The following is a 26,288-nucleotide window of genomic DNA, read 5'->3' on the forward strand; positions in this document are numbered from 1 at the left end:
CCAATCCGGAGTTTTCATGAGCCTCTACAACATGACGATCGACGGCGGCGAGACGACCGCTGCCTCGTGGTTCGACGTCGTCAATCCCGCCAACGGCGAGGTCTTTGCGCAAGCCCCACAATGCACCCAGGATCAGCTCGACGACGCGATGGCCAGTGCGGCGCGCGCTTTCGTGTCGTGGGGCGCGAGCGACGACAGCGTGCGCCGCGCGGCGCTGCAAGGCATCGCCAATGCATTGATCGCGGCACAGCTGGAGCTTGCTGGGCTGGTGACAAAGGAACAAGGCAAGCCGCTCATGGCGGCCGCCTTCGAAGTGACCGAGACCGCTCGCTGGTTCAGCTATTTCGCGGAGCTGCCGCTGCAGCCAGAGACGCTCCAGGACGATGCACGGGGTCAGGCAGTGCTCGTGCGCCGTCCGCTGGGCGTCGTCGCCGCGATCACGCCGTGGAATTTCCCGTTGCTTCTTCTCGGGATGAAGCTCGCACCCGCACTGCTCGCCGGCAATACGATTGTGTTGAAGCCTTCGCCGTTTACGCCATTGTCGACACTCGCCGCCGGGCGAATCATCGCCGGGCATCTGCCACCTGGCGTACTGAACGTGGTCAGCGGCGGCGATGCGCTGGGTGCGTGGATGACTGGTCATCCGACGGTTCGCAAGATCAGCTTTACAGGATCCGTTGCAACGGGTAAAGCAGTCGCCGCTGCCGCATCCCCGGATCTGAAGCGCATCACCCTGGAACTGGGCGGCAACGACGCCGCGATCGTGCTGGATGATGCCGATCCCTCACGCATCGCGGCCGGCATTTTCTGGGGGGCGTTCACGAACAACGGGCAGATTTGCGCGGGGATCAAACGCGTCTACGTGCCGGACCGGCTGCACGATGCGGTGGTCGAAGCTCTCGCAGAGCGCGCCCGTCGCGCACGGGTCGGCAACGGCATGGACGATGGCGTGCAGATCGGTCCGATCAACAACAAGCCGCAGTTCGAGCGGGTCTCGAGCCTTGTCGCCGATGCGTTGGCTGACGGCGCACTGGCGGCCGCCGGCGGACACGCGATGGACAGGCCGGGCTACTTCTTCGAGCCGACGATTCTGCACGGGGCGCGTGAGGGCATGCGCATCGTCGACGAGGAGCAGTTCGGTCCGGCGTTACCCGTTCTGCGCTACAGCGATCTCGACGAAGCGATTGCACGGGCCAATGCAACGCCGTACGGATTGTCCGGATCGGTGTGGAGCTCGGACGAGGAGCGTGCGGCACGCGTGGCCGCCCGGCTCGATTGTGGAAGCGCATACGTCAATACGCACCTGGTCGTGCAGCCGCATTTACCGTTTGGTGGCTGGAAATGGAGCGGCATCGGCATAGAGAATGGCCAGTGGGGACTCGACGCATTCTGTTCGCTTCAGGTCCGCTATTGCCCTCGCGGCCGCTCGTGATGGTACGGAAGCGGCGGCAGTCTATCGCTGGAAACAGCCGCGGGTCTTCACGATCTCATATCGCACACTGCAGGTGAAAACCATGAAGATAAGCATTACCCCGGGCCTCTGTCACGGCCACAACAATTGCAGCCGGCTTGCCCCGGAGCTGTTTGGACTCGACAGTGGGGGTTACGCTATCGTACGAATCCAGTCGACACTGCCGAAGGAGTTGGAAGAGTTGGCGGAACTCGCGGCTGAGAATTGCCCCGAGTGCGCGATATATGTAGAGGCAGCGGACGAGGTCGGCGAACGTACGACCGAAGAGCGATCGTTGTAGTCATCAATGCAGCGCTAAAGGCGGCAACCCGTCGGGGAATCGCCCGGTTTTGCGCCGCCGGCCGCGTGGCCCGCGGCGCCCGGTCCATTTCCATCACGGCACACGATTGCGTTAGTGCACAACGCAATCTACCTATGCCGCCTCGTCGTTGTCCCGTAGCCGATGCGTTTTCGGAACTGGTGGCGCCACGCCATCAGAGAAAACGCCGCACGCCTAAGTCCGCATTCGCGGCCGATATAGCGAAAAAACATATTCCCAAGGAAATGTAATTTGCCGCTCCGAAAATCGATCGTTTGCGAGCAGAGCGGCAACGTGTGGACGTCCAAGATCGGCCTCTATGGACAGGAGGACCTTGGCGCAATGGACTGCATTCTTCCGGCTCGAATCGGGCTTTTACGCCAACAATGGCGCCGTGCAGGATTCCAGTTCGTTCTTCAATCGCGGTTCGTTCGTCGGCATCACCGACCCGGCGTACGGCCAACTCTCGCCAGGGCATCAATACACCTCGCTCGGTACCGCCGAACTGGGCGCAAACGCCTACTATGACGGCCGAAAAATCGCAGGCGCTCCACCCGCCGCCCCTCTCTGGAATGGTTTCAGTTATCGAAGCGCCTATTTGGGCTCTGACACCTGCACTAGCGCGTCAATCGCGATTCCGTAGCCCTTCACGCCCAACCCGACAACAATGCCACGCGCCGCGGGCGATATATGCGAGTGGTGACGGAACGATTCGCGCGCGTGAACATTGGAGATGTGCAACTCGATCAGCGGCACGTTGGCGCCCTTGATCGCATCGTGCAACGCCACCGACGTGTGCGTCAACGCGCCAGGATTCATCACGACGCCGAGCATGTTTCCCGCGGCGATTTCGTCGCTTCGATTCATTCGGATTGCAACCGTCGTGATCGGTCTTATCCCATTGGTCCTTGCCCTCTTCGCCAGCAAAATCCTGCTCATTGCCTTTCTCGGCAAATCGTTGCGCGCGACGCTCGCCGTCCTGATCCTGCTGTGTTTCTACGCGCCGCGCTTTGGCACGCCACGTGGCGCATTGGTGGGCATCGTCCTGTCCGTGATCGCAACGATTTCGTGGTTTATCGGTGGCAACCCCTTCGGCGTCGGCAGCTCATATTTTGCCCTCGCCATGCCCCTCGTTGCGATGAGCGTGAGTCATCTTCTGAAGCGGCGAGCACCTGAAACTCAACCGGTCCATGCCGGTCGTCATTGATCGTTTAATCTACGCGCGAATTCACATGTCTTCCTCCAATCTGCGAACGCCTGCAAACCGGCCCAACGTGCTGATTGCCGGCCCTCTGCCGCCTGACCTCCTCGCCCGCCTCGACGCCGGATACGAAACCTACAAGCTTTGGCAGGAGAACGATCGTAGCGCCTTCCTGGCGCAGCACGGCTCACGTTTCGATGTGCTTGCAACTAGCGGAGTGTTTGGCGCGGACGCCGCGCTCATGAAACAGCTCCCGAACCTTCGGCTCATTGCCAGCTTTGGCGTCGGGACAGATCCGATCGACCTCGAAGAAGCGAGCGGTCGCGGGGTCACGGTGACCAACACACCCGGGGTACTCAACGCGTGCGTTGCAGACGCCGCGCTTGGCCTTCTCCTCGGTCTGGCACGACGTATCGTCAATGCGGATCGGTCCGTACGAGCGGGTGAGTGGCCATCGTCGACGAAAGCGCGCTTGTCGATGCGCTGACACAGCGAAGACTTGGCGGCGCCGCCCTCGATGTTTTCGAGCATGAGCCGCACGTGCCGCCCGAATTGCTCTCGCTCGACAACGTCGTGCTTACTCCTCACATCGGAAGTGGAACGACCGAGACGCGCGAGGCAATGTCGCAACTCATGCTGGCAAATATCGCGGCGTATGCCGCCGGCCGCCCTCCTGTATCGCCCCTTTTGATCCACGCATAATGGGTCACCGGTCTTATACGATTAGAGGAAGTCCGCGTATCACCCGCAAACACTTATAAAACCTAGGGCGGAAGGCAACGACTCCAACAGCGGCCCGCAGAGCCTCGCCAGGGTTGATTCCCGCTCTGCCTGAACACAGCCTACCCATACTCTGTGGCGGCACACCGAGACCAGCATTTAATGCTGGTTCTCGCCGCAGCATGACAGTGTCATTTGTCGGAAAGCGGTCAGCACGACGAAGACCGCTGCTCCGTAGTCGGTTACGATTTTGGCGGTCTGCCCGACATCTGGCGGCGCTTGCGCCAAACGCCTGTCTGAAGGCTCGGCCAACTCGCCAACGCGCTCAAACCCCAATCCGAAACAGCACCGACTTCTCCTGCGTATATTCATCCAGCCACTTCTCTCCGAATTCACGCCCGAGCCCGGAACGCTTATATCCGCCAAACGGCGCGTCCATCAACGAATACAGACCGCCGTTGATCACCACCCCGCCGGTGCGCAATCGCAGCGCCATGTCATAAGCCTTCGCCGGATCGCACGAATGAATGCCGCCATACAGGCCATATCGGCTGTCATTGGCAATCCGCACCGCTTCTTCGTCGCTGTCGAAACCGATCACGCTCGCCACGGGACCGAAGATCTCCTCCTGTGCAATCGACATATCGTTTGTCACGCCATCGAAAATCGTCACGTCGTAGAAGAACCCTTTATCCAGATGCGCCGGCCGCCGCCCCCCGGCCACGAGCCGGGCGCCCTCGTCCTGCCCCTGCTGCACGAAGCGCTCGACGCGGCTACGAGCCGCTTCGCGGATCAACGGCCCGACCACGGTGCCGGCCGCCGCCGGATCGCCGACGCTCAACTGCTGCGCGATCGCACGCATGGTTTCGACATACGCGGGACGAATCGCGTTGTGCACAATATGACGCGTCGCCAGCGCACAGCCCTGGCCGCAATGCGTCGATACCTGGAACACGCCCTCCATCGCCGCTTTCTGCACATCGGCATCTTCCCGAACGATCAACGCCGACTTCCCGCCGAGTTCGAGCAGCGTCTTCTTGATGGTCGGCGCGCCTTGCGCAAGAATCGCTGCGCCCACCTGCTCCGAACCGGTGAAGGTCACCATGTCGACGCGCGCATCCGCAGTCATCATCTGTGCGACTTCGGCATTACCGGTGATGATGTTCAGCACGCCGTCCGGCAAACCCGCCTCTTGAGCCGCCTCGCCGAACAGCAGCGCCGAAAACGGCGTATGCGGCGACGGCTTCAGCACGACCGTATTGCCGGCCAGCAATGCCGGAAACAGCTTGGCCAGGTTGGTGAGAAACGGCGCGTTGAACGGCGTGATCGCCGACACCACGCCGATCGCTTCGCGCACCACGACGCCACTGCCAATCAGTTGCGCGCCGGCTGGATCGAAAGGATTGAGCGCGGTCGTAATCGGCATATGGCGAGGCGTTTGATTGAGGGAGCGCTCGATCGCGATTTCGACGATCTTCATCGGCGAGGCGAACATCATCGTTTCGGCAAGCGCGCGTGTTGCTCCAGCTTCGACGATCTGCAACGCTTTGATGCGATCGGCCCGGGCGAGCAACGCGGCATGCATGCGCCGCATGAAGCCGGCGCGCTCGGCCGGCGACATGCCCCGCCACGGCCCGCGATCGAATGCTTCACGCGCCGCCGCAAGCGCTGCTTCGGCTTCGACCAGCCCGCCAACCGGCGCTTCGCCGATCACCTCCTCCGTGGCCGGATTCAATACGGCTTCACGCTCGCCGCTTTGCGGCGTGACCCACGCGCCGCCGATAAAGAGCCGCGTCTGTTCGGTAAATTGCTTCGGCAGCGCCGCAAAATCGTTCATTCGATGTCTCCGTCCCTGTCTCTGTCAGATGGCGATAGCGATGGCAACAAGGCCACCATCATTCCTCACCGAGTATCAGTTCAGCCGCGCGCATGCCGATCGCCATGGCCGGCGCATTGGTATTGCCCGCGATCAGCGTCGGCATGATCGACGTATCGACCACCCGCAAGCGTTCCACGCCACGCACCCGCAGTTTCGTATCGACAGCAGCGGCGTCGCTGTTGCCCATCTGGCAAGTGCCCGACACGTGAAAGGCGGTTGAACCGAATTTGAAGTACGCGTCGACCAGTTCCTCATCGGACATGAAGGCGGGACCCGGCGCGGTCTCCTCGGTGAAATGACCACCGAGCGCCGGCTGGCGCAGCATGCGCCGGATCAGCCGGATCAGCTCCACGCTGTGGCGGCGGTCCTGTTCGGTGTCGAGATAATTGGCGTCGATAGCGAGCGGCGCGGCGGGGTCCGCCGACGTGATGCTTGCGCTGCCCAGGCTCTGAGGATGCGTCAGATAGGCCACCCAGGTCATGCCGGGTTGCGTGTCGATCGCGATCTTGCCGTCCTTCACGGTCAGCGAATACAGACCGACGCCAATCTCCGCGTTCGGACGCGTCAGCTCCGGGTTGGTTTTGACGAACGCGCAGACCTCGTGCGCCGCATGTGTCATCGGACCCGCGCCACGCAGTTGGTAGCGGAACATGTTGGCGACGAGCGGCCAGCCGCGAAACTGCCGGTTCAGACTGCCGCCAGTCACGCGCGCGCTCAGCATCACCGGGCGGTGTTCGCGCAGGTTGCGGCCTACCGCGGGCACGTCGGCCACCACGTCGATGCCGAGTTCGCGCAAGCGCTTACCGTCGCCGATACCGGAGAGCTGAAGCAGCTTTGGCGAGTTCAACGCGCCCGCGCTCACCAGTACTTCGCGCCGGGCGTTGACCGTTACCATGGCGCCCTCGGCTGTGCGCAGCGACACGCCGGTGGCGCGCTTGCCGATGAAATTGATCCGCTCGACTTCGACACCCGTGCGGATGTCGAGATTCGCCCGGCCACGCACCGGATCAAGAAACGCCTTGGCCGCGCTCCAACGGCGACCGCGCCAGATGGTTCGCGGCTGGTAGCCGATTGCCGCGTCCGCCGCGCCATTGATATCCCCGACACGCGGCACGCCGCTCTGCTCTGCCGCCTCGATCACCGCCTCGCAAAGCGGATCGCCCGACGGATGCATCGACACTTTCAGCGGACCGCCCGCACCGCGCCACTGCGCCTCGCCGAGTTCGTGATCTTCCATGTCCTTGAAGCATCGACCCATGTCAGCCCAGCCCCAACCGGTACAGCCCGCCGCTGCCCAGTCGTCGTAATCCTGCGGATGGCCGCGCAGATACACCATGCCGTTGACCGAACTCGAACCGCCGAGCGTGCGCCCTTTCAGCCAGTCTTCCGAGCCGCGGCCGCTGCGCTGAGTGGCCCGATAGCTCCAAACGAGCGGCCCGCCCGGGCTCAGTATCTTGCCGATGCCGCGCGGCATGTGAATCAGCGCACTGCGATCCGGCGGACCGCTTTCGAGCAGCAGCACGGACACGCCTGAATCCGCCGACAAACGATTGGCCAGCACACAGCCCGCCGAGCCTGCTCCGACAATCACATAGTCGTAATGCTCACGAAAAGCCATCGATCCTTCCTGTGACGAGTTCACGGGTTTTGTCCGTCGCCGGCGGCGGCGCGCTATCGAACGCCGCCGCCAATTTCCGGATGATTATGAACACATAATTCAAATGTGTCTCTTATTAGGTCACATCTCCAGGGTATCTCTGGATAGTGCCTGTACAGGGCGCCCAAAAGGCCGGGTAACTCCTGATAGCGGATAAGTTGAACAGGTTCGATTCTGGTGATCAATTTAAGAAAGAGCCAGCGGACGGTCCGACTGGCCGGTGTCACCTCCCGACGGTCGAGCATGCAATCCCACCCTTCATTTCAGTCCCAGCCGGCTATTCCACGCGTCGAACCACCCGGCGCGATGCGCTGGGCCGTGCTCAGCCCGCCGCAGCCTGATCCTGCACCATATCGGATCCTCGCCCACGTCAGCTGCTCGTATATGAACACGTTCATTGTTTTTGTTTCGAATAAGGGAAAACGAGAGAGTCGGAGCTGAAATTCTATCTATAGAATTCAATTCCGAATCCAGGCGAATCCAACTAGTCCCGACGAGCAGACTGCACAGAGTTGAACACTGTGTCTAATTCCCTGGGCGGCAGCGTGGAACCCACGAGGCCAGCAGCACCGTGCCGTCGCCAGCGTCAAACAAAAACCCAGCCCCGCCAGGGAGCCACGGAGACAAGGAGATGAAGGGAATGAGCAGCTGCGCCAGATTCGAGAAAAACCGGATGAGCCTCGGTATTGCGATGGCTCTGGGATGCTGGGCTGCAACGGCCGGCGCCGTGCAACTCAGTTCGAACCCCGATCTGAACATCAACTGGGACAACACGATCAGCTACAACCTGGGCATGCGTGCGCAGGGCATCAATGACTCGATCGGCAATAACCCGCTCTACAGCGAATCGGACTACAAGTTCAAGCACGCCGGCGACATCGTCACGAACCGCGTGTCCGACCTGACCGAACTCGATGCGATCTATCAGGACAAGTTCGGTTTCCGCGTGAGCGCTTCGCTCTGGAAGGACTTCGCGTACGGCGGCGGCGTGAACAACAATCCAGGCATGGCTTATCCTGGCGTGCCTTATTCGAGCCTGAATTCGTACAGCGGCAATCACTACAGCAGCTATACCGAGCGCTATTACCAGCAAGGCGCTGACCTGCTGGATGCGTTCGTGTTCTACAAGTTCGAGATCAACGGCCAGCCCAGCGCAATCAAGGTCGGGCGCTTGACTCAGTACTGGGGCAATGCGCTGATCTTCGGCAATGAAGGTATCAACTACGGTCAGAACGCCTCGGACAACATCAAGGGCGCCGCGTCGCCCGGCACGCAGGCGAAGGAGCTCGCGATTCCGCGCGCCCAGATCCTGTTCGAAACTCAACTCACGCCGACGGTCGGACTCGCCGCGCAGTATTTCGCCGAATACATGCCGACCCGTCTACCGGAAGGCGGCACGTATCTCGGCACGGTCGGTTTCGGCTTCCAGGGGCCGAATCTGCTGGAGGGCTCGGTGCCGCGCGGGAACGACGTGATGCCGAACAACGGTTTTCACAACGACTACGGCGCCAAAGTCACGTGGGCTCCGCAATGGCTCGGCGGCACGTTCGGCTTCTACTACCGCAATCTCACGGAAACGCAGCCGTGGGTGCTGCTCGGCGTGAATCCGACAACCGGCGCGGCCAACTATCACCTCGCCTATGGCTCGAACGTGAAGTTGTACGGCATGAGCCTCGACCGCCAGATCGGCGACTTCAGCACGGGCTTCGAAGTGTCCTACCGGCATAACACCGCGCTGAACAGCGGCACCGGCCCGCTGGCGAGCGACCTGAGCGGCCAGCAAGGTGCGCGCGGCGACGTCGTCAACGTGATTGGCAACGTACTGGCGGGCTTGTCGCGCACGCCGTTCTGGAACACCGGCAGCGCGCTGGCCGAAATCGCCTTCACGCAGAAGGTCAAGACCACCAGCAACGGCGCGCTCTATAGCGGCGTGGGCAACTCGGCCGAATGTCCGAGCGGCAGCAAGTGGGCCGGTTGCTCCACCAACAATTCGGTGGCGCTCGCGGTGCAATTCGATCCGCAATGGCTGCAGGTATTTCCGGGCGTCGACATCGACGCCCCGATGTTCCTCCAGTACGGCCTGTGGGGCAACACGCCGAGTCTGGGCGGCACCAATCAAGGCTCGATGATCTACACCTTTGGCCTGCACGCGCTGATTCAGAACAAATACAACGTCACGCTGCAATACAACGGCTATCACTCGCACGCAGGCGGCCAGACCAACTTCGGTCTCGCCAACGGTTTGCCGAGCGGCGGTCCTTCGTATTACGCAACGGGCAACGGTCCGACTTTCTACAACGACAAGAATTGGGTTTCGCTCACGTTTTCTTCTTCATTCTGACGGGCGACGGTCGCGCCCGCTTTCTGTCACGGACGCCCTCACGGGCGCCGGATAAAAAGCCGTTTCGCACCAGCTGGTTTTTCTGACACACATTCTGGAGACAAGCATGAAACTCGCAATGGTACTGGCAACGATGGCGACGGCGGTTGCCGCCAGTGGGCCCGTGCTCGCGGCGGTCAGCGCCGACGAAGCCAAGGAGTTAGGCGGCGGCAAGCTCACCGAATTCGGCGCGAAAAAAGCCGGCAACGCGGACGGTTCGATCCCCGCCTACGCGGGCGGCGTGAAGGACCTCACGGTCCCCGCCGATTTCAAACCTGGCAGCGGCCGCTATCCCGATCCGTTCAAGGAAGACAAGCTGGTCGAATCGATCACTAAGGCGAATCAGGCCAAGTACGCCGACGAACTGACGCCCGGCACCAAGGCGTTGCTCGACCGCTTCCCGGGCTTTCGCGTCGACGTGTACAAGACGCGCCGCACCATGACTTATCCGGACTGGGTGCTGAAGAACACGGTGGGCTGCGCGACCACTGCCAAGCTTGTCGGCAAGATCAAGGGTGACGGCGTGGAAGGCGCGTTCGGCTGCATTCCGTTCCCGATTCCGAAAGACGGCTACGAGGTAATGTGGAATCAGAACATGCGCTACCAGGGCGTGCGCACCGACTTCCGCTTCCGCACCATTTTTGTCGACGAAGCGGGCCACAAGACGCTGATGGGCGATCAGGAATCCAAGTTCATCTATCCGTTCTACGACCGCAACGCGAGCAAATTGAACGACCTGTACTTCCGCCTGACCTACACGAACTTCTTCGGACCGGCTTCGCAGGTCGGTCAGTTGTATCTGGCGAAATACAGCTCCAATAACGGTGACCAGGACGACACCACCTGGATCTACATGCCGGGCCAACGGCGTGTCCGCGTGGCGCCCGAACTGAAATACGACACGCCGATGGCCGGTATCGGCGGCACGCTGCTGTTCGACGAAATCGGCGGCTTCCAGGGGCGCATGGACCGCTTCGATTTCAAGTTGGCGGGCGAGAAGGAAATCATCGTGCCGTACAACAACTATCGCGCGTATCAGTCGCCGAATCTGGTGGGCGACAAGTTCGCCAATCCGGATGTCGTGCGCTGGGAAAAGCACCGGGTGTGGGTGGTCGAGGCGACCCTCAAGACGGGTCAGCGTGATGTCTACAGCCATCGCACGTACTACATCGACGAAGACACGTGGCTGATCGTGGCGTATGACGCGTACGACCAGAGCAATGCGCTCTACCGCACCTCCTATACGCTGGACATCATTCCTTACGACAAGCCGCGCGTCGGCCAGCCGATCCAGGTGGTCTACGACCTGACCAAGGGCAACTACGCGGTGATCGCGGATCAGGGCGATCCGGTCACGCACATGATCCCGTACGACGAACTGCCGAATCAGGCGTACTACACGCCCCAAGCGTTGCAAAGCGCGGGCGTGCGCTAAAGCGGTTCAGGCGCGCTGACTGGACGGAGTCGGCCCGGCCGGCGCGCCGCTGAATTTGATGATGCATTTTCATCAAGAGTTTTGACGACAACTTGTCAACCAGTGTCCGCGGAGACTTACCCATGACTTTCCGGTCAGTGCAATACATGACGGCGAGTGTTACCGCGCTCGTTGCGGCACTCGCGTGCCCGCCGGCGTTCGCCGCGGCGACTGGCGCCGGACCCCAGACAGCGAGCGCGACGCGCTTTATCGATCCGCTCGACGCGCCCGCTGAAACCGCCGTCTCACCAGCCACCCGCCCCATGACGGCGGTGGCGAGCGCGGGTCAGCGCCTCGTCGGCGTGGGGCAGCGCGGCGTGATCGTCGTATCTGACGACCACGGGCATCACTGGCGTCAGGTTGCCAGCCCCGTGCAAAGCGATCTAACGGCCATCACCTTTCCCACGGCTGCCGAAGGCTGGGCGGTCGGCCACGACGGCGTGATTCTGCACACATCCAACGGCGGCACGAGCTGGACCAAACAGCTCGACGGACGCGTCTCCAACGAGCGCTTCGTCGCCTACTACCGCGCCGCCGCTGCGCGAGGCGATGCAAATGTCGCGGCCTGGCAGAGCTATCTGAAGCAGGAAGAAAACAACGCCAAGGCCGGCCCTTCACTGCCCTACCTCGACGTCTGGTTCGACGACGCAAGCCATGGCTACGCGGTCGGCTCGTTCGGCTCGTTCGCCGTCACGAGCGATGGCGGCAAGACCTGGCAACCGGGCCTCGAACATATCGACAACCCGGACTTTCTGAACCTGAACGCAATTCGCGGCGTGGGCGGCGAGGTGTATATCGCGGGCGAGCGTGGCACGGTGTTCAAACTCGATCGCGCGAGCGGTCAATTCAAGCGGCTGCAATCGGGCTACACGGGCAGCTTCTTCGGCATTGTCGGCAATGACAAGCGGCTCTTTGCGTTCGGTCTGCGCGGCACGGTTTATAAAAGCACCGATCAGGGCGCCAGTTGGCAAAAGGCCGACACAGGCACCGACTCCACCTTGAACGGCGCCACCGTGCTCGGCGACGGCCGCATCGTGATTTGCGGTAGCCGCGCCATGCTGCTGGTCGCCGATCCGGTCAGCGGCGTGTTCCAGCGCGTGTCGGCCGATACGCCGATGCTGTTCGCCGGCATTGCCGCGGACGGCGCGGATCGCGTGGCGCTCGGCGGGTCGAGCGGCATGAGTGTCGAAGCGATCGGCGCGCGTCGCTGAGCATTGAATCGCATCACTAGAGGTGTTCAACATGCATAACCCCCACGATCAGTCGGCAGCGAAGGATCAACCGCAACCGGCGCAGCCCTTCGACCGGCGCTCGGGCGGTCCCGTCGAGCGGCTGATTTTCAATCATCGCGCGCTCATCGTGATCGTCTGCATCCTGCTGACGGCGCTGTTCGGCGCGCGCGCCACGCGGCTGGAAGTCAATGCGAACTTCCTGAACATGATTCCGCAGTCGCATCCGTTCGTGCGCAACTATCTCGACAACGCCGCGTCATTGCGTGCGCTCGGCAACTCGCTGCGCATCTCGGTCGAGAACACCAACGGCTCGATCTACGACGCCGACTATCTACGCACCCTGCAAAAGATCAACGACAAGGTGTTCCTGATGCGCGGCGTGGACCGTGCCTACATGAAGTCGTTGTGGACGCCCTCGGTGCGCTGGACGGAAATCACCGAGGACGGTTTTCGCGGCGGCCCGGTGATGCCCGAAGCCTACGACGGCTCCGCGAAAAGCCTCGACGAATTGCGCCGCAACGTGGCGCGCGCCGGCATCGGCGGCTCGGTGGTCGCCAACGACGAGCGTTCGAGCGTGGTGTTCGTGCCGCTGCTCGACAAGGATCCGGCCACCGGTGCGCCGCTGAATTACCGCGAGCTCTCGCACGATCTGGAAAAACAGGTCCGCTCGCTCGAAACCCGCAACGTCAAGATTCACATCGTCGGCTTCGCGAAGCTGGCGGGCGATCTGATCGACGGCCTCGACGGCGTGTTGATCTACTTCGGCGTGTCGGCCTTGATCGCCGCGCTCGCGCTCTATGCGTACACGCGCTGTCTACGCAGCACCGGTCTGGTCGTGCTATGTTCCGCCGCCGCGGTGATCTGGCAACTCGGCATCGTGCAGTGGCTAGGTTTCTCGATCGATCCGTATTCGATTCTCGTGCCGTTCCTTGTGTTCGCGATCGGGGTGTCGCATGGCGCGCAGAAAATGAACGGCATTACCCGCGACGTCGCCCGCGGCGTGCATCGCTATGCGGCCGCGCGCCATACGTTCCGGCGTTTGTTCCTGGCCGGCCTGACCGCACTCCTCGCGGACGTGGTCGGCTTCGCGGTGCTGATGATCATCGACGTGCCCGTGATCCGCAACCTCGCGCTTGCCGCCAGCATTGGCGTAGGCGTGCTGATCTTCACCAACCTCGTGCTGCTGCCGGTGCTGCTGTCGTACACCGGCGTGAGCCGCTCCGCGGTGCGCCGCGCTCGCCTGAGCGCCGATCCGCAAGCAAAGCGCGGCTTCGTGGTGCGCAGCTATCAGGCCTTCGACCGCTTTTCCACCCGCAAATGGGCGATCGGCGCAATGGTCGGCGCGTTGCTGCTGTTCATTGGTGGCCTGGCGATCAGCACGCACCTGCAGGTGGGCGATCTCGACTCCGGCGCCCCCGAACTGAAAGCGAACTCGCGCTACAACCGCGATAACGCTTTCATCAACCAGCATTACAACCTGTCGAGCGATGTGTTCGCCGTGATCGTCAAGACGCCGGCCGGCGGCGTGGAGAGCTTTCCGACGCTGACCGAAATGGACCGCCTCGAAGCGAAGCTGCGCGAGACCGAGGGCGTGCGCGGCACGGTATCGGCGGCCGGCGTGGTGCGGCAATACACGGCTGGCAACTTCGAAGGCTCGCCCAAGTGGCTGACGGTGAACCGTGACCCATTCGTCTCCGGCGACGCGTTTTCCAACGTCGTCGTGGCCATGCCCGAGCTGACCAATGCCGACCGCACGGTCGCACCGCTGCTGGTCTTCCTGAGCGACCACAAGGCCGAGACGCTGACGCGCGTGGTGCACGTGGTGAACGACTTCGCCGCCGTGCACGACACACCCGATCGGCACTTTCTGCTGGCCGCAGGTTCGGCCGGCATCGACGCCGCGACCAATATCGTGGTCGAACAGGCCAATCGCGAGATGCTGCTGCTGGTGTATGCGTCGGTGGCGATCCTCTGCTTCATCACGTTCCGCACGTGGCGCGCCGTGGTCGTCGCGCTGATTCCGCTGATGCTCACCTCGGTGTTGTGCGAAGCGCTGATGGTGCTGCTCGGCATCGGCGTGAAGGTCGCCACGTTGCCGGTGATCGCACTTGGCGTGGGTATCGGTGTCGATTACGCGCTGTATCTGCTCTCCGTGCAACTCGCGCGGCAACGCGCCGGCGCTACATTGCGCGAGGCCTACCGTGACGCGCTGATGTTCACCGGCAAGGTCGTGATGCTGGTCGGCTTCACGCTCGCGGGCGGAGTCGTCACGTGGGTCTGGTCGCCGATCAAGTTTCAGGCCGACATGGGCATCCTGCTCACCTTCATGTTCCTGTGGAACATGGTCGGCGCGCTCGTGCTGATTCCCGCGCTCTCGTACTTCCTGTTGCGGCCGAAAGCCGAACGCCTGCGCGGCGGCTCCGGCAGCGAACCCGCCGAGGCCACGCAGAGCACCGTTCCCGCGACCTCGGCCACCCGCCTGCGCGCCGCCGCGCCGGTGGCCCGCCAGGCATCCTGACACGCCGTCCATTCAAACACTCTTTGGAGATTCGCCGATATGTTCGATCTATTGATGACCGCCGACATGATGGTTCCGGACCCGGACGGGATGACCGAATTGCTGGTCAACAAGCTGGGGATTCACAAACACCCGAACTGGCGCCAGGCGTTCGACAACCATCCGTACATCGCCCATTTTCTGCGCGTGCACAAGTCGCTGGCCGTGGCGCCGACGCGCGTCGAGCCGCAAGTGCATCTGGATCGTCCGAACCCGGGCGACCCGTCGTTCCATCATTTTCTGCAGAGCCTCGAAGCGTTTCAAGGCAAGCATCGGCCGATTCTCACGCATTCGATCGTGGTGGCCGCGCATGGTCCGAAGTTCGAGCAGACTGTCGAGCGCCTGATGCGTCGCCGCCTGCCCTTCCGGATGGCGCAGCGCACGCCGGAAATGCCCTTCGACCGTTTGTGGGTCGGCGTGACGCCCGAGCGTCCCGAGTACGAACCTTCCGTGGACGGCGGCCTGTGCATCGAGATCATGCCGATGGAGCCGCTGCAACTGCCGCCGGAAACCTTCGCGACGCCCGCGCCGCAACCACGCGATCTGCAGCCGGGCCAACTCGTGCGCGTCACCGCGCGCGGCTTTCTCGTGCGCGATCTCGACGACACCCTGCGCCGTTGCTCGGCGAATCTCGATTGGGAACCGGTCGGCGCGGTGGAGACGCTGGTCGGCGAAGGTTATCGGCGCGCGCGAATGGGCTTCACGCTGCCCAATAGCGCCTCGCTCGACGTGCTCGAGGCGACCCGCTGGGACGGCGAGGCCGGCCGCTATCTGAACAGCTGGGGCCCGGGCCCCTACTTCGTGCGCATCGCCGTGAACGGCCTGCAAGTGAAGGCGGAAGAACTGAAGGCGCGCGGCATTGGCTTCGACTGGGTCGAATCGTCGGAGGCCGTGGGCGGCCGATCGCTGATTCGCATCCACCCCGCCGAACTGGACGGCCAGCTATTCGAGTTCGAAGAATTTCAGGCACCCCGCTAAATGCTGACTACCGACGAGGGGACCCCAACCATGAATGGGCTGACGATCAACCCCACTGTACGCATCGAGCGCAGCGGCAAGACCGCATGGATCGTGCTGAACCGGCCCGAACAGATCAATGCAATCAACGACGAGATTCGTCGTGGCGTACCGCAGGCACTGCAACTCCTCGACACCGATCCCGACGTTCACGTGATCTTGCTGCGCGGCGAAGGTCCGCGCGGCTTCTGCGCGGGCGCGGACATCAAGGAAAAGCGCGGGCCCGAATCGTCGCTGCAAGTGCGGCGGCGGATGGAACGCTCGCGCTGGATCGAAGCACTCGATCAGGTGCAGAAGCCGGTGCTCGCCGCGTTGCATGGCTTCTGCATGGGCGGCGGGTTGGAGATCGCGCTCGCCTGCGATATCCGCTTCGCGTCGCCGGATACCGTGCTCGCGTTGCCGGAAACCGGCCTCGGTCTGATTCCCGGCGGTGGCGGCACGCAGCGCCTCGCGCGAGTGGTCGGCCACGGCCGCGCGCTCGACGTGCTCCTGACCGGCGACCGCATGAGCGCCCAGCAGGCGAAGGAAATCGGCCTGGTCACGCGCATTTCGGCGACGCCCGAAACGCTGATCGCCGAAGTGCAGACGCTGGCGGACCGGCTCGCCGCGAAATCGCCGGCGGCGACGATCTACGTCAAGCAGGCCGCACGCGCCGCGCTCGAACTCGATCTGCGCCGCGGGCTGGATCGCGAGCTCGATCTGTTCGCGCTACTCGCGCCGAGCGACGACGTGAAGGAAGCGGCGCTGGCCTTCAAGGAAAAGCGCACCCCTGTATTCACTGGAGACTGAGCAGATGACTAGCGGTATTGGAGGCAACGGCGGCACGCAGGCGACGGGCAAGCTAGAAGGCAAAGTGGCTATCGTCACGGGCGCGGGCGGCGGACTCGGTGCGGCCTGCGCGCGCGGTCTCGCGGCGCAAGGCGCGTGCGTGGCGGTGGTGGATATCAATGGCGACGCGGCGGAGGCGGTGGCCGCCTCAATCGGGGATCGGGCGATCGGGCTGCGTACCGACGTCTCGTCCGAGGCCGAGGTTAAGGCGATGATCGCGGCGGTGCTGGAGCGCTTTGGCCGCATCGACATCCTGCACAACAATGCGGCCGTGCTCGACGCCGCGCAGCGCAGTGGCGACCGCGACGTGTGCAACGTCGATGTCGAAGCATGGGATCGCGCCATGGCGGTGAATCTGCGCGGCCCGATGCTGTGTTCGAAGCACGCGATTCCCGCGATGCTGAAAGCGGGCGGCGGCTCGATCATTCATGCGTCGTCTGGTTTCGGCGCGCAGGGCGATTTCACCTTGAGCGCGTACGCGGCATCGAAGGCCGGCTTGACGATTTTGAGCAAGTCGATTGCCGCGCAGTACGGCAAGCAAGGCATCCGCTCGAACACGATCCAGATCGGTCTCGTGGTCGCGGAGAACGGTGGCGCGCACCCGCTGCCCGACGACATCAAGGCGGTGATTCTCGACGGCCACCTGACACCCTATCTCGGCGAACCGAAGCATGTGGCGGACGTGGTGTGCTTTCTCGCTTCGGACGAGGCCGCGTTCATCACCGGCGCGACGCTGCCCGTCGATGGCGGCTTCACGAGCCATGCGCCGACGCTGGCGCCGATGCGTGCGCTGTTTGCCGCGCGCGGTAGAGAAGCATATTGAGCGCCCTGCCGTCGTCTCATGCGCGCTCGGGCTTCGATGCTTCGATGGCGACGCCGCAGACCGCCGACAAGCCGACCATCGTGCTGGTGCACGGTGGCCAGCACAGCGGCGCGTGCTGGCAGCCCACCGTCGACGCATTGCGCGCGCTCGATCCTTCAGCGCAGGTACTCGCCGTCGACCTGCCCGGCCACGGTAACGAACCGGGCGACCTCGCGACGCTGACCATCGCGCAATGCGTCGAGAGCGTGACCTCGCAGATTCTGTCGACGCGGCCGACTCGCGTGATGCTGGTCGGACACTCGATGGCGGGCATCACGTTGCCCGGTGTGGCGGCGCGGCTCGGTGCTGCGCTCGTGCAACGGATGGTTTTCATCGCCTGCTGCATCCCGCCGGACGGCAAAACGGTGCTCGATACCTTGCACGCGCCGATGAACGTGATCGCTTCGCGAGCCGCACGGCGCACGGCCGTCAGCGCGCCCTTACCCGCGTTCATCGCGCGCTTGGTATTTGCCAACGGCATGACGCGGGAACAGAAGCTACGCGTCGTGGCGGGTCTGTGCGCAGAAAGCACGCGGGTGACGACCGAACCAGTCGATCGTTCGGCGTTCCCGCGTGTGCCGATGAGCTGGGTGCTGACGCAACGTGACCGCGCGTTAAGGCCGAAGGTGCAGCGCGAATTCATCGGCAATCTGGGCGGCGTGGATGAAGTGATCGAGCTCGATACCTGCCACAACGCAATGATCAGCGAACCGGTGAAGCTGGCGGAGATTTTGTTGAGCCGATGTTGAGCGTAACGTCGGACGCACAGCGCGTAGCTCTCTGCGCATGGTCAGAGGCTGGGTGGGAACAAGGCCACCTCACGCTTCCTCAGTGCCGCAGCTTGCCAACGCCTGTGCCAGATTCGCCCTCATGCGATGCAACAAGCCGATCAGCATCTGACGTTCGTGAGCGTCGAGGCCGGCTAAAGCTTCATCGGCAACCCGGTCCCCGACGTCCAGCACCTGGGCGAGCGCTGCGCGCGCCTTGCGGGTCGCTTGCACACAGTAAGCCCGGCGGTCGTGTGCATCCGCCACCCGCACCACCCAGCCGCCTTCGGTCATCCTGTCCAGCAGCCTGGTCAACGAAATCGGCGAGATCTCCAGCGTCTCGGCAAGCCTCGCCTGATTCGTCTCGCCGTACCACGACAGGTAAGCGAGCACGCGGCTCTGTGCACGCGTCAACCCGAGGCGAGCCTTGGCCCGCTCATCGAAAAGCCGGCCGCACAAACGGCCCGCGTCCGTGATCAGAAAGCCCAAGCGATTGTCGTGGCCGTTTTCCATGCCGGCGATTATACGAGTCCACTCGACCAAATGTGAACATGACGTCGATATCTGTCTCAATTACAATAAGCACGCTTATCAATTTTGCGCGCGACGCGACTGAGACCTCTACGTTATGGCAGGACATTCCACGGCAGCCGCCCAGCCGCTGCAACCCGGAGCCGGGCTCAACCGGCCGCTCATCACCGTGTCGATCATGCTGGCCACGCTGATGCAATCACTCGACAGCACGATCGCCAACGTGGCGCTGCCACATATGCAGGGGGCGCTATCCGCATCGCAGGACGAGATCACGTGGGTACTGACCTCGTATATCGTTTCCGCGGCGATCGCCACGCCTCTCACCGGATGGCTCGCCACCCGCTTCGGCGTCAAGCATCTGCTGGCCGCGTCGATTACGGGCTTCACGATCGCCTCGGGGTTATGTGGACTCGCGGACTCGCTGCCGCAAATCATCATCGCGCGATTGCTGCAAGGGATCTTCGGGGCGTCGCTGGTGCCGCTGTCGCAGTCCATCCTGCTCGATATCAATCCACGCGAAAAGCAGGGCCAGGCGATGGCCGTGTGGGGCATGGGTGTGATGGTGGGACCGATTCTCGGACCTACGCTCGGTGGCTGGTTGACCGAAAGCTATAACTGGCGTTGGGTGTTCTTCATCAATTTGCCGGTGGGCGCCTTCGCGCTGTTCGGTACCCTTGCCTATCTGCCAGAGAACCGCCGAAAGCGCGGCGAACGTTTCGATTTCTTCGGCTTTGCCACACTCAGTCTGGCCGTCGGCGCATTGCAGGCGTTACTCGATCGCGGCGAGCAGCTCGACTGGTTCAGTTCGATGGAAATTCGTATTGAAGCGCTACTGGCTGTCGTCAGTTTTGCCTTTTTCATTGCGCATACGGCGACCGCGGGGCCACGCTCTTTCTTCCGCTATCAGTTGTTGAAGGACCGCAATTTCGTGACCGGCGTGTTCTTTATCTTCGTAGTCGGCGCGGTGATGTACGCCACGCGCGCGCTATTGCCGCCGATGCTGCAATCGCTGATGAACTATGACGCCGCCACCGCTGGCCTCGTCAGTGCGCCGAGCGGCGTCGGCACGATGATCGCCATGATGGTGGTGGGCCGGCTGATCGGCCGTTTCGACGTGCGCGTGCTGCTCGTTACCGGCTTTCTGATCTCGGCATTCGCGCTATGGCAAATGACGCACTACACGCTGGTGCTATCGCCATCGGACATTGTCTGGCCGGGTGTCGTACAGGGCTTCGGCCTCGGCCTCGTGTTCGTGCCGCTCAGTTCCGTCACCTTCTCCACGCTATCTGGCGATTTGCGCAGCGACGGCACCGCCATCTACAGCCTCATGCGCAATATCGGCAGCAGTATCGGGATTTCGGTGGTGCAAACCTTCATTACGCGTAATACCCAGGTGGCGCATGCATCGCTGGCCACGCATGTGTCCGTGTACGACCCTGTGGTGCGGAGCCAGGTCGATCTGCATTCACCAGGCGCCATTGCGCTGCTGGACATGCAGATTACCCAGCAAGCCTCGATGATCGCGTATATCGATGACTTCAAGCTAATGTTCATCGCCACCTTGCTGGTGATTCCCTTACTGGCCATCATCCGCCCCGCCCGTCATTCGAGGGCCACGCCCGCCGACGCTCATGTCGCGATGGACTAGCCGGTAATGAGGACGGCTTGACGCGGAATGTTTATCTGTACATTTATCGCATTTCTGTTTAGATTATGAAAACCAGAAACCATTCAGCGGGCCGCCTATCCTGGCGCCCGACATGAGGAGACATATGCAGATCGACCTGAGCAGCAAGCGCGTGATTGTCACTGGCGCATCACGCGGCATCGGCCGCGCGATTGCGCGGGCCTTTGCAGCCGAAGGCGCGCGCGTCGCCATCTGTGCTCGCACCAGCGCCGACGTCGAGGCGGTGGCGGAAGACCTGAAGGCTCGCGGCGCGTCGGCCGTGATCGCGCAATCGGTCGACGTGACCGATACCGAAGGCGTCAAACAGTTCGTCGAACACGTGGCGCAAAGCTGGGGCGGCGTGGACGTGCTGATCAACAATGCCGGCCAGGGCCGCGGCGGCAACCTCGAAACACTGACGCCCGAACAGATCCTCGAACACGCCAACATCCTGCAAATGGGGCATTTCCGTTTCGTGCAGGCCGTGGTGCCGCATATGCGCAAGCAGCGCTGGGGCCGCATCATCGAGATCAATGCGCTCGCCGGCGTGGTGCCGACACCGGACGGTATTCCGTCTGTCGTCAATCGCGCGGCCTGTGTGGCGATGTCGAAATCGCTCGGCATGTCGCTCGCGAAAGACAACATTCTCGTCAATACATTGAACATGGGCTGGATCGACACGGGCCAATGGGACCGCCACTATCGCGAGATGCCGGCAGGCTGCACGCGCGAGGAGTTCGACCAGATGGTGCTGAAGGTCGTGCCGATGGGCCGCTTCGGCAAGCCGGAAGACGTCGCGGGCATGGCGCTGTTCCTGTCGAGCGATTACGCGAGTTTCATCAGCGCGGCATCGATCGATATCGCCGGCGGCATGGGTGGACAGATCGCCTACTATCCGACGCTCAAACGCGACTTCTACGAAGCGGTGAAAGCACGTGGCGAGGCCGTGGTCGAACAGTAAGCGGGCGGCGAAGTAGCGCGCTTTCGCAGCATATGTTTCAACACGCTGCATTCCATGACGTATGACACCGCCCGCCTCGCGCGGGCGGTCGTCCATCTGCCTCGAGGAGTTCCGCTTTGCCCACCGCTTTAACGCCACGGACGCAGCACGCCTCGTCTACTGCGACGGCATCAGGTATGGCGTCAAGCTATCCATCGGCCCGCTACGCGTGGTACGTCATCGCCGTTTTATTCGCGGCCACTTTGCTGTCTCAGCTCGACCGTCAACTGCCCGCCCTGCTGGTGCGTCCTTTGCGCAAAGAGTTCGGCATCTCGGATACGGCATTCAGTCTGTTGCAAGGCTATGCGTTCGCGATCTTTTACACGCTGGCCGGCTTGCCGCTTGGCCGTCTCGTCGATCGCCGCAACCGCCGCAATCTGATCTTCGTCGCACTGCTGTTCTGGGGCGTGGCCACCGCGCTATTCGCCTTCGGCCAGAGTTATATGCATCTGCTACTCGCGCGGGTCGGCGTCGGAATCGGCGAAGCCGTGCTCGCGCCAGCCGCTTATTCGCTGATCGCCGACAACTTTGCGCCGACGCAGCGTGGCCGGGCAATCGCGGTCTATTACGTTTCGATTGCAATCGGTTCAGGCGCGTCATTGCTGCTCGGTGGATGGTTGCTTGCTGCGATTCCGTCGCACGGTCTTGCGCTTGCGGGCTTCGGCAGCGTGCCAGCGTGGCGCCTCGCGTTTGTCCTGGCCGCGCTGCCCGCCGTGCCGCTCGCCTTGCTTTTGGTCGCGACAGTACGCGAACCTGCGCGCAAGGAAGTGACTATTGCAAGCGCCGAACTTGATGCGAGCGAGCAAGCTTCTGCAGGTGATTTCGTGCGTTATCTACGCCTGCATTCCGCGACGTTTGCCCGCGTGCTGACTTATCCGGCCTTGCTGTCGATCATCGGCTATGGCGCGCTTGCCTGGGCGCCTGCATTGTTCGAGCGCAGCTTCGGTATGCCGCCTTCGCATTCCGGGCCGGTGCTCGGCCTTATCATCGCCATTGCCGGCGCGGGCGGCACGCTCGTATGCGGTTTTCTCAGCGACGCATGGAGCGCGCGCGGCGTCACAGCGGCGCGCTTTCACGTCGCGCTGCTCGGCTCAGCGGTGTTCGCCCTACCGTGCGTACTGTGGCCGCTGATGCCGGATGCGCGCCTTGCATTCGCGCTGTTGTTCGTCAGCGTGTTCGGTCTGGGCATTGCGCAGTCGGCGGCGCCCGCAGCGATCCAGGCGCTGGTCCCTAACCGGATGCGCGGCCAGGCGATTGCCGTGTATCTGCTGCTGGCGGGATTGCTTGGCATTGGCCTAGGTCCGACCGCCGTTGCGCTCGTCACCGATCACGTCTTTCATCACGACGGCGCTTTGCGCTATGCCGTGGCGTGTACGGCGGCACCCGCTGCGCTGCTCGGGTTGTGGCTGATCGGCTCGGGCGTGAAGCCGTATGCGCGCACGCTTGCCGCTTTGCACGCTGCGCAGCAGCGTCGGTGAATAACAAAAACGGCGGCGGAGCGTGAGTGCTCAGCCGCCGTGTGACTCTGGTGCGTAAGGTCAGCCATTCGCGCTTGCCATTCGCATCCGCCAATCGCGCATGTCAATCGAAGCTGTTTATTCGGCACGCCCCAACCTGCCGATCGCGCGCATCGGCGAGAGCACGCGCTTCGCGCCGATCCGATTGCGCAGCACACCGATGCGCTCGATCTGCGCTTCGATCACATCCCCTGGCTGCAGGAAGCGGCCATCTTCGAGCCCTACGCCGCACGTCGAGCCGGTAAAGACCAGATCTCCCGGACGCAGCGCGATGCGTGCATCCACATAGTTCAGCAATTCGTCGACCGGGAAAATCATCTGGTCGGTCGTATCATGCTGACGCTCCTCGCCGTTGATGCGCAAACTCAGCGTCACGCATGGCTGGCCAGGGCCGCCGAACTCATCGAGCGTAGTGATCCCGGACCGATCGGCGCGGTGCTGTCCAGCGCTTTTTGCGTGAACAGATCGAGCGAGCCGAGCTGCTTGCCGGCATCGCGCGCGCTGATGTCGTTGCCGACCGTATAGCCGAGCAGACACGCGCTCGCCTGCGGTTCGTCACCGAATGCACGGGCAACGACCGCGACCAGTTCGACTTCATAGTCGAGCTGATTGGTGACGGCGGGATACTGAATCTCACCGCCCGGCGGCACCAGCGTCGACGCGGGCTTGATGTAGGCGAGCGTATGCGGCGGCGCCTGTTTGCGGCCGAGCCGCGCCAGGTGCGACAGATAGTTCAGACCGACGCCGAACACGCGCGCCCCGGGGTTCACCGGCGGACACAATTGCAGTTCCGCGAGCGGTAAACGGCGCGCATCGAGTTCGAGTGCCGCACTGCCATCCTCCGCAACCACTGGCGCCCACACTTCGAATGGCGCACGAATGCGCTGCACTTCGCGCGCGCTTTCGTCGACCTGGGCCCAGAAACTCTCGCCCGCCGCGTCGCGGACTCTCGCGAGCTTCATGGCTAGGCTGGCTGCCGTCTGGCAGCGAGAATCGCAAGACCTTCGGCGTCCATCACTTCTTCCGGCGTGCGCACGCTCGGCCCGAGAATCGGACCGACCAGTTCGTGGCCCCACGTGCTCAACTTTTCCGGATTCAGCTCGAAGCCGTCGCCGTGCCATGGCTCGAGTTCGGTGATGATCTCGAACGCAAAACCGCCCGGCGAGAAGTGATAGAACGATACGTGCGGGTCTTGCGTGTGCTGGCCGAGCGTCATCATCATCGGCAGCTTGCGTTGTTTGACGATGTCGTAGGTTTCACCCACGTCACGAAGATTGTTCACGAAGAGGCCGATGTGCTGAATGCCCATCTTGTTCGGCCCAAGTCCGTAGGCAATATCGTGGCTGGTGCTCGTGTTCAGCTTCGAGCGATAGAACGCGGTCTTGCCCTTGCCCGCTCCCGCGCCGTAGTAGTGAAAACCCATTACGACGGTCAGGAAGTGCTCCAGCTCCGGCGGGAATTCCGGCGTGATCACCACGATATGCCCGAGGCCGCGCGCGCCAGCATTGAAGCCACCATGCGGACGGCCCGGGATGAACGAGCGCGGCATCCACTTCTGCGAGTAGAACAGTTCGTGCTGATAGCCGACCGGATCGCGAAAACGCACCACGTCACGCACGCCGCGCAGTTCTGCGTCGCCTGGGGTCACTTCGACGCCGGCTTCGCGCAGCCGCGCCACAGCCGCCTGAAATTCGAGCTTGCCGCGCGCTTCCCAGCCGATATACGCGAGCCGGTCGACCTTGCCGGGATGAAACGCAAAGCGGTGACGCCGGTCGTCCATGCGGAAGTACAGCGAATCGCGGTCCGTTTCCGGCGATGCACCGATTTGCAGACCCAGCACTTCGGGGCCGTAGGTACGCCACTCATCCATGTTGGCCGTCTCGAAGCCGAGGTAGCCGATGCCGATAATATCCACGACGTCTCCTGAAATAGTGATCTGTCAGGCATGCCCGGCGCTGTTACAGCGCGAGCATGCCGCCGTCCACGACGATGTCGGTGCCGGTGATGTACGAGGCCTCGTCCGACGCGACGAACAGCGCCGTCGCGACGATTTCTTCCGCTTCTCCCGCGCGTTCCATTGGAATGCCGGCGAGCAGCATGGAGCGCGTGGCCGGGTTATCGAGGAACGGTTTGGTGCCAGGGGTCACAACCACGCCCGGGCTGATGCTCACGGCGCGAATCCGATGCTTGACGCCTTCCACGGCGAGTTGCCGCGTGAGGGCGATCACGCCGGCCTTTGCCGCCGAATGCGCGCCGATGCCGGTCGCCGCCGACGCACCCCAAGCCGCCACCGACGAGATATTGACGATCACGCCGCCTTGCACCGCGAGATGACGCCAGGCAAAGCGCGTCGGATAGAACACGATGTCCAACTCGTTGCGCAGCGTGTAGCGCCAGTCGTCCACCGACATCTCACTGATCGGACCAAAGCGCGCCGCCGATGCGTTGTTGTACAGAATGTCGATGCCGCCGTAAGTGGCGACCGCGTCTTCGATCCACGCCTGTGCCGCCTGCGGATCGCCCAGATCGACGCTGCCCGCGCCCGCCATGTCGAAACCCTCGTCACGCAGCAACGCGATGGTTTCGGCCTGCGCTGCCGCGTTCAGATCGCAACCGAACACTTTGGCGCCTTCCCGCGCGAAGCGCAACGCAGCCGCCCTGCCCTGGCCGCCACCTGTGCCGCTGATCAGCGCAACCTTTCCTTCGAACCGTCCCATACGATCGGTCTCCCGTCGGCTCAGCCGGCAATTGCTTCGACGCTCAACGCTTCAGCGGGACAGGCGGCCGCGCCTTCGCGCGCGTCTGCCTCGAGTTCGGCGGGAATCGTTTCCGCTTCCAGATAAACGAGGCCGTTCTCGTCGAGTTTGTAGACCTGCGGACACAGCTGCGCGCAGAGTCCATAACCGCAGCAGCGGCTCCGATCCGCGCTCACGCGCAGCACCACTGATGCCCTGATCTCCGAATTCATGTCTCCTCCTTGAGTGCGTGGCCATGCATGGCTATTGGCTGGAAATTATATGCACACATTATTCAAATGTGTTTATTTTATGATCCGGGTTGACCCTGGCGACGTGTCTTCACGGAGACGTCTCGTTGCGGGCGGAGGCATCGTCGACTGTACGTCTTTGATCGGGTAAGCCACTATGAACAAAGGCTTTGCGCCGGGACTATTCTGGCTACAGAATATAATCACTGCCTGTAGAACGATTTCAGAACACCGTGAACACC

Annotated in this window: 22 protein-coding genes and 2 pseudogenes; 16 read left to right on the forward strand and 8 right to left on the reverse strand. The window is 62.8% G+C overall.

The features are described 5' to 3' along the window. Positions 1–16: 16 nt before the first annotated feature. Positions 17–1,432 carry an aldehyde dehydrogenase family protein gene (locus PQR42_RS24635; protein ID WP_408387847.1) on the forward strand — a complete coding sequence of 472 codons (1,416 nt, stop codon included), beginning with the start codon at positions 17–19 and terminating at the stop codon, positions 1,430–1,432. Positions 1,433–1,514: 82 nt separating this feature from the next. Further along, positions 1,515–1,751, forward strand: coding sequence for a ferredoxin (locus PQR42_RS24640; RefSeq protein ID WP_408210379.1), 237 nt, complete (start codon positions 1,515–1,517; stop codon positions 1,749–1,751). Positions 1,752–2,363: 612 nt separating this feature from the next. On the opposite strand, the pseudogene PQR42_RS24645 reads toward PQR42_RS24640, so the two are convergent. Continuing rightward, positions 2,364–2,621: pseudogene (locus tag PQR42_RS24645) on the reverse strand (type II 3-dehydroquinate dehydratase); the annotation flags it as partial. A gap of 31 nt (positions 2,622–2,652) precedes the next feature. Between PQR42_RS24645 and PQR42_RS24650 the strand changes: the two are divergent. The 3 genes from PQR42_RS24650 to PQR42_RS24660 are packed head-to-tail and all read left to right on the forward strand — an operon-like array spanning position 2,653 to position 3,672. After that, a complete protein-coding gene (locus PQR42_RS24650) occupies positions 2,653–2,976 on the forward strand; it encodes a hypothetical protein (RefSeq protein ID WP_408387843.1) in 324 nt (107 codons plus the stop codon). Beyond that, entirely contained in the window at positions 2,960–3,457 is a 498-nt protein-coding gene (locus PQR42_RS24655; protein WP_408387841.1) for a Rossmann-fold NAD(P)-binding domain-containing protein, read from the forward strand. The genes PQR42_RS24650 and PQR42_RS24655 overlap by 17 nt, the downstream gene beginning before the upstream one ends. Beyond that, positions 3,418–3,672, forward strand: coding sequence for an NAD(P)-dependent oxidoreductase (locus PQR42_RS24660; RefSeq protein ID WP_408387839.1), 255 nt, complete (start codon positions 3,418–3,420; stop codon positions 3,670–3,672). Before PQR42_RS24655 ends, PQR42_RS24660 begins: the two co-directional genes overlap by 40 nt. Positions 3,673–4,015: 343 nt before the next feature. Here PQR42_RS24660 and PQR42_RS24665 read toward each other — a convergent pair whose 3' ends face one another. Both PQR42_RS24665 and PQR42_RS24670 read right to left on the reverse strand, forming a co-directional pair. Beyond that, on the reverse strand, positions 4,016–5,527 hold the full coding sequence (locus tag PQR42_RS24665) for an aldehyde dehydrogenase family protein (RefSeq protein ID WP_408387837.1): 1,512 nt from the start codon (positions 5,525–5,527) through the stop codon (positions 4,016–4,018). Between the two features lie 58 nt (positions 5,528–5,585). Beyond that, complete coding sequence (locus PQR42_RS24670; RefSeq protein WP_408387835.1) at positions 5,586–7,187, reverse strand: GMC family oxidoreductase; 1,602 nt, start codon at positions 7,185–7,187, stop codon at positions 5,586–5,588. A 679-nt stretch (positions 7,188–7,866) separates the two neighbouring features. On the opposite strand from PQR42_RS24670, the gene PQR42_RS24675 reads away from it, so the two are divergent. From PQR42_RS24675 to PQR42_RS24710, 8 genes are all read left to right on the forward strand, one after another. Then, positions 7,867–9,567 (forward strand): DUF1302 domain-containing protein, encoded by a 1,701-nt coding sequence (locus tag PQR42_RS24675; RefSeq protein WP_408387833.1) that lies wholly within the window; start codon positions 7,867–7,869, stop codon positions 9,565–9,567. A 106-nt stretch (positions 9,568–9,673) separates the two neighbouring features. Further along, a complete protein-coding gene (locus PQR42_RS24680) occupies positions 9,674–11,041 on the forward strand; it encodes a DUF1329 domain-containing protein (protein WP_408210399.1) in 1,368 nt (455 codons plus the stop codon). A 122-nt stretch (positions 11,042–11,163) separates the two neighbouring features. Beyond that, positions 11,164–12,291 (forward strand): WD40/YVTN/BNR-like repeat-containing protein, encoded by a 1,128-nt coding sequence (locus tag PQR42_RS24685; protein WP_408210402.1) that lies wholly within the window; start codon positions 11,164–11,166, stop codon positions 12,289–12,291. 31 nt (positions 12,292–12,322) lie between these two features. Then, on the forward strand, positions 12,323–14,830 hold the full coding sequence (locus PQR42_RS24690) for an efflux RND transporter permease subunit (RefSeq protein WP_408387831.1): 2,508 nt from the start codon (positions 12,323–12,325) through the stop codon (positions 14,828–14,830). Between the two features lie 39 nt (positions 14,831–14,869). Beyond that, positions 14,870–15,847: a VOC family protein gene (locus tag PQR42_RS24695; protein ID WP_408210408.1), complete on the forward strand. Its 978-nt coding sequence runs from the start codon at positions 14,870–14,872 to the stop codon at positions 15,845–15,847. A gap of 30 nt (positions 15,848–15,877) precedes the next feature. Further along, positions 15,878–16,675, forward strand: coding sequence for an enoyl-CoA hydratase/isomerase family protein (locus tag PQR42_RS24700; RefSeq protein WP_408387829.1), 798 nt, complete (start codon positions 15,878–15,880; stop codon positions 16,673–16,675). Positions 16,676–16,679: 4 nt separating this feature from the next. Next, entirely contained in the window at positions 16,680–17,537 is an 858-nt protein-coding gene (locus PQR42_RS24705) for an SDR family NAD(P)-dependent oxidoreductase (protein ID WP_408387827.1), read from the forward strand. Further along, positions 17,534–18,325: an alpha/beta fold hydrolase gene (locus PQR42_RS24710; RefSeq protein ID WP_408210417.1), complete on the forward strand. Its 792-nt coding sequence runs from the start codon at positions 17,534–17,536 to the stop codon at positions 18,323–18,325. Before PQR42_RS24705 ends, PQR42_RS24710 begins: the two co-directional genes overlap by 4 nt. A 69-nt stretch (positions 18,326–18,394) precedes the next feature. Here the strand turns inward: PQR42_RS24710 and PQR42_RS24715 are convergent, their stop codons facing one another. Next, positions 18,395–18,856, reverse strand: a complete 462-nt coding sequence (locus PQR42_RS24715) for a MarR family winged helix-turn-helix transcriptional regulator (RefSeq protein WP_408387825.1) — start codon at positions 18,854–18,856, stop codon at positions 18,395–18,397. A 115-nt stretch (positions 18,857–18,971) separates the two neighbouring features. On the opposite strand from PQR42_RS24715, the gene PQR42_RS24720 reads away from it, so the two are divergent. From PQR42_RS24720 to PQR42_RS24730, 3 genes are all read left to right on the forward strand, one after another. After that, a complete protein-coding gene (locus PQR42_RS24720; RefSeq protein ID WP_408387823.1) occupies positions 18,972–20,525 on the forward strand; it encodes a DHA2 family efflux MFS transporter permease subunit in 1,554 nt (517 codons plus the stop codon). A 124-nt stretch (positions 20,526–20,649) separates the two neighbouring features. Further along, complete coding sequence (locus PQR42_RS24725; RefSeq protein ID WP_408387821.1) at positions 20,650–21,504, forward strand: SDR family oxidoreductase; 855 nt, start codon at positions 20,650–20,652, stop codon at positions 21,502–21,504. A gap of 176 nt (positions 21,505–21,680) precedes the next feature. Beyond that, entirely contained in the window at positions 21,681–23,021 is a 1,341-nt protein-coding gene (locus PQR42_RS24730; RefSeq protein ID WP_408387819.1) for an MFS transporter, read from the forward strand. Between the two features lie 117 nt (positions 23,022–23,138). Here the strand turns inward: PQR42_RS24730 and PQR42_RS24735 are convergent. The 4 genes and pseudogenes from PQR42_RS24735 to PQR42_RS24750 form a co-directional block, all read right to left on the reverse strand. Continuing rightward, positions 23,139–24,022, reverse strand: a pseudogene (locus tag PQR42_RS24735) (fumarylacetoacetate hydrolase family protein). A gap of 2 nt (positions 24,023–24,024) precedes the next feature. Next, complete coding sequence (locus PQR42_RS24740; protein ID WP_408210434.1) at positions 24,025–24,975, reverse strand: VOC family protein; 951 nt, start codon at positions 24,973–24,975, stop codon at positions 24,025–24,027. A gap of 43 nt (positions 24,976–25,018) precedes the next feature. After that, positions 25,019–25,777 (reverse strand): SDR family NAD(P)-dependent oxidoreductase, encoded by a 759-nt coding sequence (locus PQR42_RS24745; protein WP_408387815.1) that lies wholly within the window; start codon positions 25,775–25,777, stop codon positions 25,019–25,021. A 20-nt stretch (positions 25,778–25,797) separates the two neighbouring features. Beyond that, entirely contained in the window at positions 25,798–26,028 is a 231-nt protein-coding gene (locus PQR42_RS24750; RefSeq protein WP_408387813.1) for a ferredoxin, read from the reverse strand. Positions 26,029–26,288: the final 260 nt, after the last annotated feature.

The organism is Paraburkholderia sediminicola (assembly GCF_046027355.1).
In the GTDB taxonomy this organism is placed as follows: Bacteria; Pseudomonadota; Gammaproteobacteria; order Burkholderiales; family Burkholderiaceae; genus Paraburkholderia; species Paraburkholderia sediminicola_B.

Excerpts from the sequence above, each read along its gene's own strand:
- PQR42_RS24635 (WP_408387847.1), top strand. The coding sequence starts at position 17 with ATGAGCCTCTACAACATGACGATCGACGGCGGCGAGACGACCGCTGCC.
- PQR42_RS24640 (WP_408210379.1), top strand. The coding sequence starts at position 1,515 with ATGAAGATAAGCATTACCCCGGGCCTCTGTCACGGCCACAACAATTGC.
- PQR42_RS24655 (WP_408387841.1), top strand. The coding sequence starts at position 2,960 with ATGCCGGTCGTCATTGATCGTTTAATCTACGCGCGAATTCACATGTCT.
- PQR42_RS24665 (WP_408387837.1), bottom strand. The coding sequence starts at position 5,527 with ATGAACGATTTTGCGGCGCTGCCGAAGCAATTTACCGAACAGACGCGG.
- PQR42_RS24670 (WP_408387835.1), bottom strand. The coding sequence starts at position 7,187 with ATGGCTTTTCGTGAGCATTACGACTATGTGATTGTCGGAGCAGGCTCG.
- PQR42_RS24675 (WP_408387833.1), top strand. The coding sequence starts at position 7,867 with ATGAGCAGCTGCGCCAGATTCGAGAAAAACCGGATGAGCCTCGGTATT.
- PQR42_RS24680 (WP_408210399.1), top strand. The coding sequence starts at position 9,674 with ATGAAACTCGCAATGGTACTGGCAACGATGGCGACGGCGGTTGCCGCC.
- PQR42_RS24685 (WP_408210402.1), top strand. The coding sequence starts at position 11,164 with ATGACTTTCCGGTCAGTGCAATACATGACGGCGAGTGTTACCGCGCTC.
- PQR42_RS24690 (WP_408387831.1), top strand. The coding sequence starts at position 12,323 with ATGCATAACCCCCACGATCAGTCGGCAGCGAAGGATCAACCGCAACCG.
- PQR42_RS24695 (WP_408210408.1), top strand. The coding sequence starts at position 14,870 with ATGTTCGATCTATTGATGACCGCCGACATGATGGTTCCGGACCCGGAC.
- PQR42_RS24700 (WP_408387829.1), top strand. The coding sequence starts at position 15,878 with ATGAATGGGCTGACGATCAACCCCACTGTACGCATCGAGCGCAGCGGC.
- PQR42_RS24705 (WP_408387827.1), top strand. The coding sequence starts at position 16,680 with ATGACTAGCGGTATTGGAGGCAACGGCGGCACGCAGGCGACGGGCAAG.
- PQR42_RS24715 (WP_408387825.1), bottom strand. The coding sequence starts at position 18,856 with ATGGAAAACGGCCACGACAATCGCTTGGGCTTTCTGATCACGGACGCG.
- PQR42_RS24720 (WP_408387823.1), top strand. The coding sequence starts at position 18,972 with ATGGCAGGACATTCCACGGCAGCCGCCCAGCCGCTGCAACCCGGAGCC.
- PQR42_RS24725 (WP_408387821.1), top strand. The coding sequence starts at position 20,650 with ATGCAGATCGACCTGAGCAGCAAGCGCGTGATTGTCACTGGCGCATCA.
- PQR42_RS24730 (WP_408387819.1), top strand. The coding sequence starts at position 21,681 with ATGGCGTCAAGCTATCCATCGGCCCGCTACGCGTGGTACGTCATCGCC.
- PQR42_RS24745 (WP_408387815.1), bottom strand. The coding sequence starts at position 25,777 with ATGGGACGGTTCGAAGGAAAGGTTGCGCTGATCAGCGGCACAGGTGGC.
- PQR42_RS24750 (WP_408387813.1), bottom strand. The coding sequence starts at position 26,028 with ATGAATTCGGAGATCAGGGCATCAGTGGTGCTGCGCGTGAGCGCGGAT.